15 protein-coding genes, 1 tRNA gene and 1 pseudogene are annotated in these 17,293 nt (G+C 31.1%); 6 read left to right on the top strand and 11 right to left on the bottom strand.

Annotated features, from left to right (window positions below; all coding sequences use genetic code 11):
- Positions 1-52 precede the first annotated feature (52 nt).
- On the bottom strand, positions 53-484 hold the full coding sequence (locus tag JL193_RS13465; protein WP_207971290.1) for a DUF4293 domain-containing protein: 432 nt from the start codon (positions 482-484) through the stop codon (positions 53-55).
- 198 nt (positions 485-682) lie between these two features.
- Here JL193_RS13465 and rho point away from each other — a divergent pair, with 198 nt between their 5' ends.
- Positions 683-2,386: a transcription termination factor Rho gene (rho, locus tag JL193_RS13460; protein ID WP_207971289.1), complete on the top strand. Its 1,704-nt coding sequence runs from the start codon at positions 683-685 to the stop codon at positions 2,384-2,386.
- Positions 2,387-2,935: 549 nt separating this feature from the next.
- Here rho and JL193_RS13455 read toward each other — a convergent pair.
- From JL193_RS13455 to JL193_RS13425, 7 genes are all read right to left on the bottom strand, one after another.
- Positions 2,936-5,026, bottom strand: coding sequence for a peptidylprolyl isomerase (locus JL193_RS13455; RefSeq protein WP_207971288.1), 2,091 nt, complete (start codon positions 5,024-5,026; stop codon positions 2,936-2,938).
- 123 nt (positions 5,027-5,149) lie between these two features.
- Complete coding sequence (locus JL193_RS13450) at positions 5,150-6,415, bottom strand: hemolysin family protein (RefSeq protein WP_207971287.1); 1,266 nt, start codon at positions 6,413-6,415, stop codon at positions 5,150-5,152.
- A 15-nt stretch (positions 6,416-6,430) separates the two neighbouring features.
- The gene (locus JL193_RS13445; RefSeq protein WP_207971286.1) at positions 6,431-6,637 is read right to left on the bottom strand and encodes a hypothetical protein; all 207 of its coding nucleotides are present in this window, start codon (positions 6,635-6,637) and stop codon (positions 6,431-6,433) included.
- 4 nt (positions 6,638-6,641) lie between these two features.
- Complete coding sequence (gene lptC, locus JL193_RS13440) at positions 6,642-7,205, bottom strand: LPS export ABC transporter periplasmic protein LptC (protein ID WP_207971285.1); 564 nt, start codon at positions 7,203-7,205, stop codon at positions 6,642-6,644.
- A gap of 4 nt (positions 7,206-7,209) precedes the next feature.
- Entirely contained in the window at positions 7,210-8,529 is a 1,320-nt protein-coding gene (locus tag JL193_RS13435; RefSeq protein WP_207971284.1) for a tetratricopeptide repeat protein, read from the bottom strand.
- 18 nt (positions 8,530-8,547) lie between these two features.
- Positions 8,548-9,837, bottom strand: coding sequence for a BamG family beta-barrel-assembly machinery protein (gene bamG, locus JL193_RS13430; RefSeq protein ID WP_207971283.1), 1,290 nt, complete (start codon positions 9,835-9,837; stop codon positions 8,548-8,550).
- A complete protein-coding gene (locus JL193_RS13425; RefSeq protein ID WP_207971282.1) occupies positions 9,834-10,562 on the bottom strand; it encodes a type III pantothenate kinase in 729 nt (242 codons plus the stop codon). Before JL193_RS13425 ends, bamG begins: the two co-directional genes overlap by 4 nt.
- Positions 10,563-10,662: 100 nt before the next feature.
- On the opposite strand from JL193_RS13425, the gene JL193_RS13420 reads away from it, so the two are divergent.
- From JL193_RS13420 to JL193_RS13405, 4 genes are all read left to right on the top strand, one after another.
- Positions 10,663-10,735, top strand: a tRNA-Phe gene (locus JL193_RS13420).
- 436 nt (positions 10,736-11,171) lie between these two features.
- The gene (locus tag JL193_RS13415) at positions 11,172-11,927 is read left to right on the top strand and encodes a hypothetical protein (RefSeq protein ID WP_207971281.1); all 756 of its coding nucleotides are present in this window, start codon (positions 11,172-11,174) and stop codon (positions 11,925-11,927) included.
- A gap of 1 nt (position 11,928) precedes the next feature.
- The gene (locus JL193_RS13410) at positions 11,929-12,366 is read left to right on the top strand and encodes a DUF5675 family protein (protein ID WP_207971280.1); all 438 of its coding nucleotides are present in this window, start codon (positions 11,929-11,931) and stop codon (positions 12,364-12,366) included.
- A complete protein-coding gene (locus JL193_RS13405) occupies positions 12,329-12,520 on the top strand; it encodes a hypothetical protein (RefSeq protein ID WP_207971279.1) in 192 nt (63 codons plus the stop codon). The genes JL193_RS13410 and JL193_RS13405 overlap by 38 nt, the downstream gene beginning before the upstream one ends.
- A 4-nt stretch (positions 12,521-12,524) precedes the next feature.
- On the opposite strand, the gene JL193_RS13400 is transcribed toward JL193_RS13405, so the two are convergent.
- On the bottom strand, positions 12,525-13,040 hold the full coding sequence (locus JL193_RS13400) for an IS630 family transposase (RefSeq protein ID WP_243456904.1): 516 nt from the start codon (positions 13,038-13,040) through the stop codon (positions 12,525-12,527).
- A 26-nt stretch (positions 13,041-13,066) separates the two neighbouring features.
- Positions 13,067-13,582: a helix-turn-helix domain-containing protein gene (locus JL193_RS13395; protein ID WP_207971278.1), complete on the bottom strand. Its 516-nt coding sequence runs from the start codon at positions 13,580-13,582 to the stop codon at positions 13,067-13,069.
- Between the two features lie 334 nt (positions 13,583-13,916).
- Between JL193_RS13395 and JL193_RS13385 the strand changes: the two are divergent.
- Positions 13,917-14,891, top strand: a pseudogene (locus JL193_RS13385) (IS256 family transposase); the annotation flags it as partial.
- Between the two features lie 74 nt (positions 14,892-14,965).
- Here JL193_RS13385 and JL193_RS13380 read toward each other — a convergent pair.
- A complete protein-coding gene (locus tag JL193_RS13380) occupies positions 14,966-17,287 on the bottom strand; it encodes an AIPR family protein (RefSeq protein ID WP_207971276.1) in 2,322 nt (773 codons plus the stop codon).
- Positions 17,288-17,293 lie beyond the last annotated feature (6 nt).

The following is a 17,293-nucleotide window of genomic DNA, read 5'->3' as shown; positions in this document are numbered from 1 at the left end:
AGAAATTTTTCTCGGTTTTTTTTTCGCACTAAATATAACTAAGATGTTAGTTTTATCGTAACCTATCTACAGATTTTACAAGATCTTCATCCTTTTTAATCGCTTTATTTGCTAAAACAATAAGCAAAATAGCTAAAATTGGTATAAACATCCCAATACCTTTCTCTGAAACTGCTGTTTCTCCAGATAAATTTAGAGACAAATAAATCGATAATCCTAATAAAATAAGATTTATCAAAATTGCTAAGCGACCTATTACAAATTGTAATTTTCTATTTTTATATAAGAAAATAGCTACAAAAGTTAAGATAGCTGAAATTAGAAACAATATAGGAATAACTTTTAAGCTAAAAGAATCTGAATTTAATAAATCGAATGCAAAAACTTCTTTTTTTAAATTTTCCCACAAATCAAATACAAATATTAGTCCGCCAGAAATGGCAGAGGCCAACAATAAATATATGGTTTGTATTCTTTGAATCATATCGTAATTTCTAATACCACAAAAGTAGAACATTCTTTTTTAAAAAGAAAATTGAGAACTAAAAAAAAAAGCATATATTTGTAGCTGTATTTAACCGCACAAAAGCTATTTTATAGTACTATATAGGTAGCCAAATTCAAAAAAAACATACAAATCTTATTTACAAATTAAGATTCATTTTAACTTAACATATACATAATGTTCGAAATCTCGGAACTAAAAGCAAAAACTCTTGCTGATTTGCAAGTAATTGCAAAATCTATTGGACTAAAAAAAACAAGTCAACTTAAAAAATTAGATTTAGTGTATCAAATATTAGATACACAAGCTGCAAACCCTACTTCTACGAAAACGGTTGCTACTCCAACAAATAACGATTCAGCAAAAACTGAAAAACCGAAAAGAAAACGAGTTAGTAAAAGACCGCAAGCAGATAATCGTAACACAGAAGCGAAGAGCCCAGAAGTAAAAACTCCAGAAGCCAAAGCCAATGAGGTTAAAAATGCTGAAGTAAAAGTAGAAGAAAAACCTGAAAAGGTAGCGAAACCAAGAGTGAAAGCCGCTGCTAAAAAAGAAAACACTACTGAAGCTAAAAAAGAGAATGTTGTTAAAAGTAATGATTCTCAAGAGAAAAAAACGCCAAACCACCCACCAAAACAACAAAAAAACAATAATCAGAATCAGAATCAGAAAAATAAAAACACCAATCAAACAAGAGATAAAAACAACTCTAACAGAGGTAATGGAAACAAATCTAGTAACAGGTACAGAGACCCAGACTTCGAATTTGATGGAATTATAGAAAGTGAAGGAGTTTTAGAAATGATGCCAGATGGATATGGTTTCTTACGTTCTTCTGACTATAACTATTTATCTTCTCCAGACGATATTTATGTTTCGCAATCTCAAATTAAATTATTTGGTTTAAAAACTGGAGATACTGTAAAAGGAAATGTTCGTCCGCCAAAAGAAGGCGAAAAATATTTTCCATTAATTAGAGTTTCAAAAATTAACGGTTTAAACCCTAATATTGTTAGAGATCGTGTTTCTTTTGAACATTTAACCCCTTTATTTCCTCAAGAAAAATTCAACTTAGCAGAAAGAGGAAGTTCTTTATCTACAAGAATTATCGATTTATTTTCTCCCATAGGAAAAGGACAACGTGGTATGATTGTAGCACAACCTAAGACAGGTAAAACCATGTTATTAAAAGATGTAGCTAAGGCAATTGCTACAAATCATCCAGAAGTATATCAAATTGTTTTATTAATTGATGAGCGTCCAGAAGAAGTTACAGACATGCAAAGAAGTGTTCGCGGAGAAGTTGTGGCTTCTACTTTTGATGAGCCTGCAGATAAACATGTACGTGTGGCAAACATTGTTTTAGAAAAGGCAAAGCGTTTGGTAGAATCTGGGCATGATGTTGTAATTCTTTTAGACTCGATTACACGTTTGGCAAGAGCTTACAATACAGTTGCTCCAGCATCAGGAAAAATACTTTCTGGTGGTATTGATGCAAATGCACTACACAAACCTAAACGTTTCTTTGGTGCTGCTAGAAATATAGAAAATGGTGGTTCTTTAACCATTATCGCAACTGCACTTACAGAAACAGGTTCTAAAATGGACGAGGTTATCTTCGAAGAATTTAAAGGAACAGGTAATATGGAACTTCAATTAGATAGAAACATTTCTAATCGAAGAATTTACCCAGCAATCGATTTAATTAAATCTTCTACAAGAAGAGACGATTTATTATTGGAAGATAAGAATGTGCAAAGAATGTGGATATTGCGTAAATATTTGGCTGACATGAACCCTATTGAAGCTATGGAATTTATAAATGAAAAAATAAAATTCTCTAAAAATAATGAAGAGTTTTTAATTTCTATGAACGGATAACACCTAATACCATTTACCATTTGAAATTATTGTAATAAATCGCTTTTTTTCTTTCTATTTCAGAATAAAAAAAAACCGTAGCTAAGGCTATGCTTTCGTTTTCTTCTTTATATAAAGAAAAAAAATCATCAATTTCTTTTCCAATAATTTCAAACAATAACTGGTATAAACTTATTAAAATACATGAAAACCTTTTTGAGCAATCGAAAAGGTTTTTTTATCTGGTTATTTGGCATCCATCATTACCTTCTAAAAATTGAATGTACATCATTTGAAATTATTGGAAAAGAAAATGATATGATATAATTATTTAACCTCAAAAAAAGAGGCTGTCACAAAAGTAAATTTAACTGTTATTTTGACCTAAAATCAAAATATATTTTGATTGAAAGTAGCTAACGAAGTTATCGAAAAATCTTATTTATTGAATTTCAATAAATCTGAAATTCAATAAATAAGATTTCTCCATTTCAGTCGAAATAACAAATTTTAATACTTTCGAGACAGCTTCTCTTTGATACTTTGATACTCTATAAGAAGTATTATTTCTTAGTTAGAAACATACATATTCGCTCTGTTATCTTCGATATCAGAAGATTCTTTTAAAGCTTCGTACATCTTAAATGTAAGTCTTTTTCTAGCTTCAGCAATTTTCTTTCTGTTTGTATCGTAGTTTGGTAAAGCTGTTGGCAAATTTCTTTGTATAACTTTAAAAGCATACACTCCTCTGCTTCCTGCTACATTATTATATACCTTATTCAATTCTGCATTATACATTGCGCCTACAACTTTGGGTTCTGCTCCAACACCGCTTAAAGTTGGTGTTTTTAAGTTAATGCCACTTGCAGTTCTAACAGTGGTATTGTTTGCTTTGGCAATTTCTTGTAAGTCGGCTCCTTTTAATTTTTCTGAAAGTAAAGCAGCTTTCTTTTCGTTTAGTAAAATAGGTCTTACTTTATTTATAGCTTTATCAACAGGCATTAATCCTTTTTTTATTTTTTCTGTTAGAATTGCAACTACATGACTACCTTCTAAATCGAAACGTTTAAAATCGCCTGTTTCTATGTCTTTGCCAAATGCCCAAGAAACAATTTGTCTTTGATTACCAATACCTGGTACATTTTCATCTAAAACTTTTAAACCAACTGCAGGTCTTAAATTGTAGTTGTTCTCTTTTGCAACTTGTTTGTAATCTTTATTATTAGAAATTGCCAGTGCAAATTGTTCTGCTTTTTGGAATATTTCGTTTTCCGTTTTTTCTGAAGCAACAATTTTTCTACTAAATGTTGCTAATTTTAAAACTTTTTGCTCGTTTTTAGTTTCATCGATTTTTACAATATGGAAACCAAAAGGCGTTTTTACAACATCTATTGTGCCTTTTTTATTTGTAAAAGAAAAGTCTCTAAAAGCAGGTGTCATTCGATTGTAATTAAACCAATCTAACGCTCCACCTTTTTCGGCATTTGACTTGTCTGAAGAAAATTCTTTTGCTAAATCTGCAAATTTACTGGTTCTTCTTTTTACTACTGTAAGAATGCTGTCTGCTAATTTCTTAGCTTCTTCTTCTGTTCTTGTAATGTCTTGCGCTGCTCTTTGGGCCCCTACAAAAGGAATTAAAATATGGCTTGCTTTTACTGAATCTGGCATTTTAGAAATTTCAACAATTTTAGAAATTTTAAAATATCCTTGATCTTTATAAGGTCCAAATACATCTCCTTTATCTCCTGCAAAAATTTCGTTTGCAACAGTTTGGTTAATGTTTACATTGTATTTATAGCTTAAATCTAAAGGAGTTTCAGAGCCATTTTCGTTTAAGAATTCTTTATTATCTGATGTATTTTTAAAGTCTTCGATTAAAGTCGCTAAATCTGCTTTTATTGCTTCTTCGTCTTCTGGAGTTGCCACAATATCGAACTTTACGTACGAAATATCGCGTGTTGCTTCTACCTGAAATTGCGTTTTATGTTCTTTAATATATGCTTCAACTTCAGATTTTTTTATTTTAACCAAACTATCTGCAACACTAGAGTAAGGAACATACACAAATTGAGCATTTATTTTCGTATTCTCAAGCATATACTCGTATTCTCCTTCTTTTAAAGAGGCTCCTAAACCTGCTGTTATTAGTTTGTTGTATGTATTTGTTTCTGCATTGTCTTTAATTTGATTCATGTAATTAGACCAAGCAGACCATAATTGCTCGTTATTCTCTTTCGTATCTGCTAAAAATTGTTTGAATTTTGCTTCGTCAAACAAGCCTGCTTCGTTTTGAAACTGAGGACTATTGCTCACAGAAGGTGAGCTAATGATTTCGTTCCAAACATCTTCTTCGCCAACAGTAATACCAGCTTCTTCTAGTTGATTTTTATAAATCTTTTTTCTAACAATGTTATCCCAAACAGATTTTGCTGCTTGCATTTCAGAAGCTCTACCACCAGTTTGTTGCTTATATGCTTCTAAAGCGGTTGCAAATTCTTGTCTAGAAATTACTTCGCCATTTACTTCTCCAACCTCGTTTACTTTACTAGAGTTAAAAAAGTCTCCTAAAGTAGAAGGGTCTAGTACAAAAGCAAAAAGTGCTAAACCAATAATAATTATTAAGAACATCGAACGTTCTCTAATTTTTGATAAAATTGCCATACTTAATTTAATTTATTTTCAGTTGGCGAATATACGATTTGGGTTTTAATATTGCAACCCATTTTAAACATATTAATGCTAAGACAAATAGGTATTTAAAGGAAAGTTTGTGTCGTGTTTTTTTTAATCGTCTGCCGATTGAATTTTAAGAGAAACTTCATCGATTTTAGCACTGCTTGTTTTTAAGATTCTAATTTCAAAACCTTCGATATCAACTACTTCGTTTTCTTGCGGAATATTTTCTGTATGGTTAATAATAAATCCTCCTAAAGTTTCGTAAGCTTCTGACTTTGGAATGTTTAAACCATATTCTTCATTTAAATAATCTACTTCTAATCGAGCAGAAAAATTAAACGTATTTTCGTTTATTCTTTCTTCTAAAAATTCTTGCGAATCGTGTTCGTCTTCAATTTCTCCAAAGAGTTCTTCTACAATGTCTTCTACTGTTATCATTCCAGAGGTTCCACCATATTCATCTACAACAATTGCAACGCTTTTGCGTTTTTTTATTAAATTACTTAAAATGTTATTAATCATCATAGATTCTGGCGCAAATTCTACAGGAAGCAAAATCGATTTTATGGTTTTTGGCCTTTTAAAGAGTTCGAATGCGTTTACATATCCAATAACATCGTCCATAGACGTTTTGTAAACTAATATTTTAGACAAACCTGTTTCTATAAACATTTTTTTTAGGTTCGAAACTTTTTCGTGAATTTCTACAGCAATCATTTCGGTTCTTGGCACCATAACTTCTCTTGCTTTTACATTGTGAAATTCTAATGCATTTTGGAAAATTTGAATTTCGGAATCCATTTCTTCGTCTTCTGCACCCGTTTCTAATTGTTCTGTAATGTAATTTCCTAATTCTTCTTTACTAAATTCGGTTTGTTGTTCGTCTGGATTTGTTTTAAAGAAAACACGCAATAAAAAGTCGGAGATGATGGTAATAAATTCTGAGAAGTAATGAAATAAAATATAGAATATATAAGCAGGAACTGCAAATATCTTTAATACTTCGTTTGCATAAACTCTAAAAATTGCTTTTGGTAAAAACTCTGCTGTAATTAAGATTACAATTGTAGAAATAATGGTTTGTATTAATAAAATTGTAAACTCGTTATACCCCTCTATAGGAAGAATTCTTATTAAAAAAGAGCCCATGTAATAGCTATAAACCACCAAAGAAATATTATTACCCACTAACATTGTGGTAATAAATTTTGAAGATTTTTGGGTAATTTTATTTAAAATTTTAGGTACAAAACCTTCTCTTTTCTTTTCTAATTCTATATGTAGTTTATTGGCGGAAACAAACGCGATTTCCATTCCCGAAAAAAATGCGGAAAGAATGACGGATAAGAAAATAATGATAAGCTCTATTTCCATTAAGAAACTTATAAACTATTGTGAGTTGTTTTGATTGTTTCTTCTTTCTACTTTTTTTCTAAAGTGCCTTTTAAAGAAAAATACTAAAATAATAAAAATAGCAAAACCAAGAAACAAGTAAGCTCTATCTCTATTTATATTCCACTGCATATATGTTTCTACTAGGCAAATAAAAGCGACCATTAAATAGCCATACTGAAAAAATTTCCAAAGTCTGTTCATAATATTATTCTTTTGTTTCTAATCTTCCTGTTGTTTTTTTAGCCATGTGTTTGGTTAAATCTTCTTTACACTCAAACCCAACTCCAACAACTGTATCTCTAGCTTGATACAGTGTAAAAGGCGCTTCAGAAACAAAATATTTTGTTTTTTGGTCCCAAAAAAGCTGGTCTGTTTCTAATCTCGAGTTATCTGAATGGTTTATAACGACAACATTTCCTTCTATTTCTGAAATTTCGGTTTTCGAATAAGTTAAAGCATAATCTCCAATAACCGTTATCGAATCTTTTCCTTTGTTTTCAAAGTTAATAATTTTTATTCCTTTTGGAAACTCGTTGTATGGATGTTTTTTTCGATTGCTAAAATCTAACAACAAAGGTGTTATTAATTTCGAGGTAATTCTTCCAGAATCTTTATAAACATGATAGGCATCTTTTGCTTTGCCAATTGGAAGGTTTTTCTCTTCTAAGAAATTACGAACTTCTTCTGTCGAGTTAGAACAAGAAAAAAGCATTACTGTAAAAACGAATACAGTAATGCTTTTTAATACTATTTGTTGGTCGTTTTTCACAAAACTATTTCTTTGGTATTGTAACTGTTTCTCCAATCCAACATTTAATGGTGTATTTACCTCCTGGAGTTGCACCTGCTGTAAAAATTACAGACTGGTTAGGTGAGTTTGCCGCATAATTTCTTATATATTTTCCTGCAGCAGAAGAGATACTTGGATCTACAGCTGCAGCTCTTCTTGCCTTATTTAAAGCAGCAACATATACCATTCTTTTTTCGAACTCGTTGCTACCACAATTGTTAACGCTAGAAGTATATAAACTTGCAATAAATAAATATGCTTTCCCAAAATTAGGATTGAAAGACAATGCCTCTCTTGCCAAACTTCTTGCTTTGCTTAACTGACCTCTATCTTTAGCTGCTTGTGCAAACTTTAATTTATACTTCGCCTTTTTTAAAGGATCTGTTTCTAAATTAAAAGATTTTTCTCTCATTGCTACTGCTCCAGCTTCATCGCCATTATCTTCTAAAACGTTTGCTAAGAAAGCATAAGCTTCTGGTGATGGTGATGCTTCTGCATAAGCTCTTACTAATTTTGCATAAAAAGGGTCTGCTTGACAGCCTTTGCTAAACATTCTTGATACTGCTCTTTTTAACCAAGTAGGATTTGCTTTATTTTCATCAAAGTTTCTTGTATATAAAGGAACTAATCTTTCGCAAGTAGATAATTCTTCAATAATATGATCTAAACCACCTTCTACTTGACCTAAAGCTCTAGAATTCACAGAATAAGCGTATATTCTTTTCTTATTAGCAATCGTATCTTTAGATAGTTCTTTTAACTTAGCAGCATAAGCTTCGAGTTTTAAGTTTACATTTTCAATTACATCATCGTAAGTATCGAACACTTTTTGTGGGTTTGTGTCTTTATTTCTATCGGTAACTCCTTGAAAATATAAATACAAATTCTTAACGCCCATTTTTGTAGGATCCATTGCATATGCTTTTTCTAGAAGCGCAAAAACTTCTGCTTCTGAAGCTAACTTGTTCTCTGACAAATACGTTGCATAATCGCTATGTACTTTTGCAGGATTTTCATTAGGGAAATACTGTAAACGTTGTTCGTAAACTCTTTTTGCTAATGCTGGATCTTTTCTAACATCTTCTGCCAAAATCGATCCATACTTATAAATATTTACAGACAAATCTTTACACTCGTCCATTAATTTTATCCAGTTTACATATGCATCGTCATATTTCTTAGATTTGAAGTCACCTAAAAATAGATTGTATTTTTTTGTACATTCCATTTTTGCATCCTGAGCATTTGTTTTTACAGTGTTCAAGAGCAACATTGCTGCTAATAAAAACGTAATTTTCTTCATTTTAATAGTTTTAAATAATTAATCAATTTTTCTCTTTACGAACCAACTTTCAGATAGTGATAAACTCAACCTAAAGTTTACATAATTCTCTTGAATTAAATTGTTAGCTGTAGTACCTCTTTTACCAAATTCGACACCCAAATTAACATTAGAAAGTTGCTTTAGTGGTAAACCTAAACCAAAAGACATGCCAAAGTCGTTAATTGTTGTAAAATTCGAGTTCGTACCAGAACCATCTACAGATAATCCTGTTTTTTCGAACCGAACACCTGCTCTATAAGTAACTCTATCCCAATAACTTGAGATCGAATTTATTTTTGGCAAATAGTAACCTCCTAAAGAGAAGCTATTCGAATCTTCATATCTGTAAGCTGCATTTGTGTTAGAAAGTGTTCCTAAAACTTGTATTGCGTCTTGGTTTTCGTATTCTAAACCAACATACCATTTATCAAATTTCCCGAAACCAACCCCTAAAATACTTTTTAAAGGCATTTTGTATTTTCCACTTAGACTTTCACTAAATAGCGTGTCTCTTGGAATATCGCCACCATTGGCACCTCTGGTAAGAGAATACAAATATTCGTTTCCAGAAACTCTTAAGTCGTTTCCTAATTTAAAAGTGGCACCTGCGTTTAAGTACAAATTCTTTTTTAATATTTTTTGATATTGAGTACCCAATGTAACAGAACCTCCTCTTATCGTATTGTCTTCTTTATATTTTGTGGCCAAACTTACATTTACAATTTGGTTTGTGATGCTGTTTTCTATACTTCCAAAACGATAATCTGCTTCGATTCCGACAGAAAAATCTTTAAAAATTCGCATTCCAAAACTTCCATAAATTCTATTCACACCACCATCACCTTCGTAAAATGTAGCGGCTTGTATATTTCCTGTTAGGTTGTCTAACGAGTTATTTACTAAAGAATATCCAACCGAAGATACTGGCTGTAAACCTAAAGAAAAACCAGCATTTCTACCTATAGGAAACCCTAAAGCAATATAACTTAAACTTGTAGCTGTAGATTTTTGTTTTTCTCCATTACTTTTTATCGTTAAATCGTTGTTTAAAACACCAAAAGCATATGTGGTATATCTTAAATAAGCATTTGCAGCTGGGTTTGTAAAGTTTAAATATTTGTAATGGTTATAAGCTACTCCTATACCTCCCATACTATTCTGCTCCACGGTTTTTGGGCTAAACTCGTCTCCTATTCCAAAGAAAGAATATGGAGAAGAACTTGTTTTTTGTGCCAATAAAGTTGTAGAAGTTATGAGTAAAAATACTACTAAAATCTTTCTAATCATTTGTATCCGTTAAATATCAATATTTCATTTAGTCCTTGAAGGAGCAAATTTTGAGTGGCAAATATGCTACTTTTTAATTGTTTTGACAAGAAATTTGTGTCTCCTCCTGTTAAAAGTACTGTTAAATCCATATATTTATTATTATAATCTGCGATAACGCCATCAATCTCTTTTACAACACCGTTTAAAACTCCAGAAATAATACTTTCTTTTGTGTCTTTCCCTATAAAATTTTCTATTTCAAAGGTATTAATTAAAGGTAAATTCGCTGTAAAACTATGCAAAGCTTTGTATCTTAAATAAATTCCTGGCGAAATTGCGCCTCCTAAATATTCCGATTTTTCATTCACGAAGTCAAATGTAATACAAGTTCCTGCATCAATAATTAAAACGTTTTTATTTGGAAATTGTTTTACAGCTCCAGAAACTAAAGCAATTCTATCGACACCTAAGGTTAGAGGTGTTTTGTATAAATTAATAAAAGGAACTTTTATCTTAGAAGAAACCACTTGAAAATTAAAAATTTCTTGTAGTTTTTTTGTCTTTTTTTCTGAAAGTGTGGCAACATTCGATATTATTCCGTTAGAAATTGAATGTTTTTTTAGAATTTTTTGAATTTCTGAAATTATTTTTTTCTTATCAAAAAAAAAGGTTTCTACGATGTTATTTTGCTCAAAAACAGCAGTTTTAACTCTAGTATTTCCGATATCAATTGTAAGATTCATTTAACGAATTTAGATAAAAGTCAAAAATACAACAGAAATTTTTTAAATTTTCTTTAGTAGATGTAAAAAAACATTTTATATTTGCATCCGCTAAGACAATGGTACCTTAGCTCAGTTGGTAGAGCAAAGGACTGAAAATCCTTGTGTCCCTGGTTCGATTCCTGGAGGTACCACAAATTAACCCTGTAAGCCTTTTGTTTACAGGTTTTTTTGTTTTTAGGGCGCTAAATAGGGTGCTAATAAAATCGTTATTTAGGAAACCTGCATCAAATACTCCTCTACTATCTCCTGGTTAATACCACTATATTCAGAAAATTCTTGTTTAGTAATAAATTGATGTGACTGCTTACCATAATGTTCTTTCATTATATTTATAAGCTTTCTACCATAACGTTCACTTCTACCTGTGATACATTGTATGTCTTTTGGATATATGCAGGATCTTACTAATTTCATAATATTTAATACTCTATCTATGCTTTATGTATAGTGTTAACATACTTTATCGGCACAAATAACTTGAATAGGATTGTTTGCCACCTAATTTTTGTTTTTCACTTTAAAAGTAATGTTTTTTGTTAACATACTAAATTTAAACACTTTAAAATTATGGCAAAACAAACAGGTATTATCAAATTAAAAGGAACTATCGGAGGTATTTCTTTTTACAAAACAACTGACGGACATTTGGCTCGTGAAAAAGGCGGTGTTGACAAAAACAGAATCCAGAATGACCCTGCGTTTCAAAGAACACGTGAAAATGGTTCTGAATTTGGACGCGCTGGAAAAGGTGGCAAGGTATTAAGAAACGCAATTCGTTTGCTTTTACAAAATGCAAAGGATAAAAGAGTCGTTTCTAGGCTAACCAAAACTTTGGTCGCTGTTACCAAAACGGATGTTGTTAACGAAAGAGGTTTAAGAACCTTGCAAGATGGAGATTTAGGACTTTTAGAAGGTTTTGAATTCAATTTGAATGGAAAGTTGGGAGCAACTTTATTCGCTCCGTTTACGAAAGCTTTTGACCGACTTACTGGTGAAGCAACTTTAGATTTGGTTGCTTTTTCTCCAGTGATTAGAATTGCAGCTCCTGCAGGAACAACGCATTTCAAATTGGTTATGGGTATTGCTGAATTGGATTTCGTGAATGAAACCTCAACATTTGAAAACGATGAAACAGCAATTTTGCCTTATACTGCTGCAAATACAGCAGCTATTGCATTATCTGCTACAATTACAGCTAATTCTACATTACCAGTAGTACAGGTTTTAGGTGTAGAGTTTTATCAAGAGGTAAATGGAGAAATGTATGCCCTTAAAAATGGTGCTTATAATGCTTTGTCTGTTGTAATTGTTGATACTCCATAAAATGGAATTAACTATTGAAAGAAGTTATTTTAAAGAGGGCACCAATGGTGTCCTCTTTGTTAACGGTAAGTTTTTAGGGTTTACTATTGAATTGCCCTGGATTGATAATCTAAAAAACAAATCGTGTATACCTGAGGGAAGATATATTTTGAAAGTACGTTTTTCAGAAAAGTTTAAAAATCATTTGGTTTTGGAAAATGTGAACCAGAGAACTCTGATTTTAATTCATTCTGCAAATCATGCAAAAACAGAACTTAGAGGTTGTATTGCTCCTGTAACTTATTTAACAGGTATTGGAAAAGGCATCTATTCCAGAGATACAATGCAGAAATTAATGTCTTTAGTCTATCAAGCACAAAACCGAAAAGAAAAAATAACATTAACGATTAAATCACAGAATTATGAAAATTATAGATCGTTATCAAAAACCAACTCCTAAATTTTTTAGACTCTTAAGAAATATTGGTATTGTATTAGCTTCTACAGGAGGAGCTATTATTGCAGCACCTGTTGCAATACCTGCAACTATTGTAACCATTGCAACCTACATGACTGTTGCAGGAACTGTTGCCACTGCTATTATACCAAAATGAATATTTAAAAAGTCCAATAATTAGAAAAAATATACTCTTGTCTTGTAATTGATTTGACTAATTCTTTAGTAAGATTTTCGGACTTATTGGAGATAAAATCTACAATTTGTGGTATTGATTTATAGATTCTGTTTGTAAAGGCTCTTTTATACCAAGCCCATATTTGTTCTGCAGGGTTTACTTCTGGAGAGTATGGAGGTTGAAATATTAAGACGATATTATCAGGAATTTTAATTTTCTTAGCCTTATGAAAAGCCGCATTGTCCACTACCATGACTTTAAGTTCGGTTGGATTTTCTTTGGATAATTCATTCAAAAACAACTCAAAAATATCGGCATTACAGTTTGGGTATTCCAGTAAAAACTTATCTCCAGTAATTGGAGAAAATGCACCAAAGAGATAGGTCGATTTAAACACCTGTTGAAAAGGGCAAATTGGCTTAACGCCTTTCACTGTTAAAGCGCGCCCATTTTTGGTAAACATCCCAAAACGACTCTCATCTTGAAAATAAAGATGGATGCTTTTGTAAGAATCTCGTTTTTCTTTTACGGCTTGTTGGCAGATACGACCAAAGTTTTTTTAAAAGCATCCACAGCTTTAGCATCCTTTTTGATGTGTGATTTACGAGCTACTTTTATCTTGGTACCAAATTGATTACGACAGAATACCATAAGACTATTATATTTCACTGTTTTTCCAAATTCTTCTTCTACCCAAATCAACAATTCTTTATAACCGCGAATACCTGATTTGGGATCACTTAGCTTAGCATAAATTTTCTCTCGTTCTTGCTTGGTAAACATAAAGGGAGCAGAGGCTGTGGTCTTATGAGCAAGTAATCCTTTTAAACCACCATTAAGATACATTGTTCGCCATCTTTGAATACTGTTATGATTTACCCCAACTAATTTAGCTAAAGCGTTTTTAGATAGTGGCTCTTTATGTTCTTTAATGACTTGTAGCATTCTAAGTCGTGGAATAAATAAAGCTTTGCTCTTTTTTTGTAATGATTTTAATTCTTTAATACTCTCTTTTACTATAATTTGTTTTGGTAATGCCATCTTTTTATAATGAATTAATTAATAGTCTAATTTACGAAAAATAATAATTAAAACCAAATATTAGTCTAAAAAAATATTCATTTTGGTATAAAACTACCTGATAATATTATCTTATTGCCAATCCCACCATACTGCCCAGAACTAAACCCTGCTGAAAAAATATGGCAATATCTAAAAAGCAAAATCGCTATGAAAATCTATGACACTTTAGATATACTTGAATCAAAAATTGAACAACTTGTTAATGATATGAGTCAGAATACGATTAAGTCCATAACTGGTTATGAAATTTATCTAAAACCCTTTTACAGTAGTTTCAATGTTTAAATGGTATAAAATAAAAGTTCCAAGAGATCGCGATGCTACTTTCAATCCAATGCTTATTAAAAAGCGAGAAAGTACTGCAGATGGAGTTGAAAACCTGATTATTTCTTTATATGCCAAAGGAATGAGTACTACAGATATTGAAGAACAAATACGGGAATTGTATAATTTTAACATCTCTAGTTCAGCCATTTCTAGAATCACAGATAAAATTACAGCTGACATTATTGCTTGGAAAAATAGACCTTTAGAAGCTACTTATCTGATTGTATGGATGGATGGCATCGTTTTTAAGGTTCGTGAAAACTCCAAAGTCATCAATAAAACAATTTACATTGCTGTTGGTCTTAGAGTAGATGGTAAAAAAGAAGTTTTAGGACTTTGGTTAGGAAAAAACGAATCTTCCTCTTTTTGGATGAGCGTTTTAACCGACATAAAAGCCAGAGGAACACAAGACATTTTAATTACAGCAACTGATAATTTAAACGGATTTACAGACACCATTAAAACTATTTTTTCCAATTCAGTAACACAAATATGTGTGGTTCATCAAATCAGAAACTCTTGTAAATATGTAGTCTGGAAAGATAAAAAAGCCTTTACAAGAGATATGAAGCAAATCTATACAGCTCCTACAAAAGAAGCAGCAAAAGCAGCCTTAGAAGACTTTAAAGAAAAATGGGAATCCAAATATTCTTATGCCATTAAATCATGGGAAAACAATTGGGATGAACTCACTGTTTTCTTCGATTTCCCATTAGAAATCAGAACCATTATTTATACCACAAATTTGATAGAAAACTTAAATGGGAAAATTAGAAAATACACTAAAAACAAACTCTCATATCCAACAGATGATGCTGTAATTAAATCCGTATTTTTAGCTTTGAGAGAATCAACAAAAAAATGGACATTGCCTATTAGAAATTGGGGTATCATTCTTAACCAATTTTTGGCTATATTTGAAAACAGGATTAAACTATGAAAAATTTAATCCTGTAATTTTTAACTTACACACTTTGTGGGAAAGTGTCAATATCGATTATGGTTGATATAAAACTACCTAAAACCATATTTTTTAATCGTTTTTAAGTTTAAACTCACAAGATATTTGTTTCTATCGGTTAATGATTTTCTACCTTCAATTAAATCTATCATAAACTTAATTTTGTAATTATCAAGCTTCCTTCTAGTTCTGTCCCATTCAATAATTCTCTTTACTAATTCGATTGTAATATCATTTTCGGATTCTTTAAGTTTTTTTTCTTCATTGAAGTAGTCATCCATATCAAAGAATAATTCAGGATTTTCTTCTACTATTAGATTTAGAATTGACTCACCTTGTTTTCTTTCAATACTGGTAATATTTCTGTTATTACGAATTTTACTATTTAAAGTATAAGCTACATCTAACTGATATTGACTAAGTTTACCTGTCTCCCTGCCCCAGTTTTCTATCTTTTTCCAAGTTTTATAATGAACTGACTTTAATCGATTTAAAGAAGCTTCTAATTCAGCTTGAACGGTATCATCTTCTGACAACGTTTTGCGTTTTTCAGACTCCTCATTTTCAAGGTCTTCACTCAATACATCTAAATTGATATTAAAATTTTGACTTTTAACAGCATTCCAGCAATCTTCTTTTTTTGCCCATTCACCATACAACGAGCCAGGAGCTTCAGATTTAATGAAAGCTTCTATCTTAGACATTATTTCGTGAAGCTTAGCTTTCAAAGTATTACTCAGAGTCTGCTGTTTCCAAATTTTATATAAATCAATTTTATACTCTAATTTAAAGCCCAACCACGCTATTGCATATGGTACTATTATATAACGCATGTCACCAATAGCATTAGGTTTCACTCCGTACACTTTTTCACAGGTTGAAAAAAGTATAGCTTTGGCAATCGCGTCTTCAAACCATATATTATCTGGTTTTTTATCAAAATTATAATTTAAAAATTGCGCATAGTTTTTTTGACTACCTCTTACTACTATATGTGGACCAATTACAAGTTTTTTACCATGATAGGATTCTTCATATGTATTAATAAACTTAGCCAGTTTCTCTTTTGTAAACATTTGACTCCTTGGGTTTTGTTTATCAAATTGTTTTCTCTTTGAAGGAGTAATACCATTGCGAACCCTTTCATTTCTGAATTGACCTCTAGAGCGTTCAAAAAACCATCTGGTTTGGTAAGACTCACCAGAAACAGGTGGTGCCCAAATAGTTCTTGAAAGCTTTTCTATTAATACATGATTTTCTCTATTAGAACTTAAATCTGAAGCTGAGACTCTATTTTGTGTATTTGCATATTCTGCTATACGCCCCACTATTTCGGAAAAATTTTCTCTATTTTTTACAATTGTTAATTTTACAGGAACAAAAACATTGCTAATGTCTATTTTATCCTTTTTCCATGTATGATAAATGGATGCTGTTGTTTGACCACCATTAACAATTTGAAAATCTTTCACTTTACCTATTGCCTTTCCTTGATTATCTGGTAAATTTATTATTGTTACTTCTTCTGCTGTAGCTGCAATACCATTATTAAAAGCCATAAACATATGCTGTTCTTTTAGCATCGTATTCCTTATACCTTTATTTATTTTTCCAGTAAATTGTAAAAAAGAACGTACATTTTGTTCTAATAAACGTGCACCATATTGTTCATAAATATTAGCTAAAGCTATTCCCGGAATAATAGCTAACCAAGATTGATAGTCAAGATTTTCAGTTGCATTTACAATACATGGAACGTTATAACCTGAACTATCAAAATCAATTTCAATTGGTATTCTTGATTTATCTGATAAATTAAATAGATAATTAATGTCTATAGTTCTGTAAAAAACTGGATATCCTGCTATTTTATCTGATGTTTTTAAATCTGCTTTAATTTCTCCATTGGTAATTAAAAAAACATTTACTCTAGTTAAATACTCCTTTACATCTGGAACATTTGCTAAGGTTTGAGCTAGATCAAAAATTTCAGAACTTTCTTCTATTTCATTTACATATTCTTTATAAATCGCGTTTCTAAAGAACTTTACTACACGATCAATTGTTTTTTCTGCATCCCCCTTAGTAACACTTTGAACAGTAGTATCGCCATTATAAATAGTTACAAATAAATCTAAAGTTTCATAATTTTCATAAAGTGAATAACCATTAATTTTATGTTCTATTCCTCTTTTACTTATTTTTTCATCAAAGCAAACCCTATAATTCTCTGATTCCCCTGCCTCTGATAAATAAGACAAAGCTAATTCAGTAAAAACTTGTTCTGGGTTTGTACCTTCTTCTTCAGAAATTAGAGTTGTTTTTATTTCTTCTTGAATATCTTCATAGAATTTATTTAGTTCTTTATTTTCCATTGCAAT

This window comes from Polaribacter batillariae (genome assembly GCF_017498485.1).
GTDB lineage: Bacteria > Bacteroidota > Bacteroidia > Flavobacteriales > Flavobacteriaceae > Polaribacter > Polaribacter batillariae.
The sequence above is the reverse complement of the archived record's forward strand: the minus strand, read 5'-3'. Positions and strand labels throughout refer to the sequence as shown.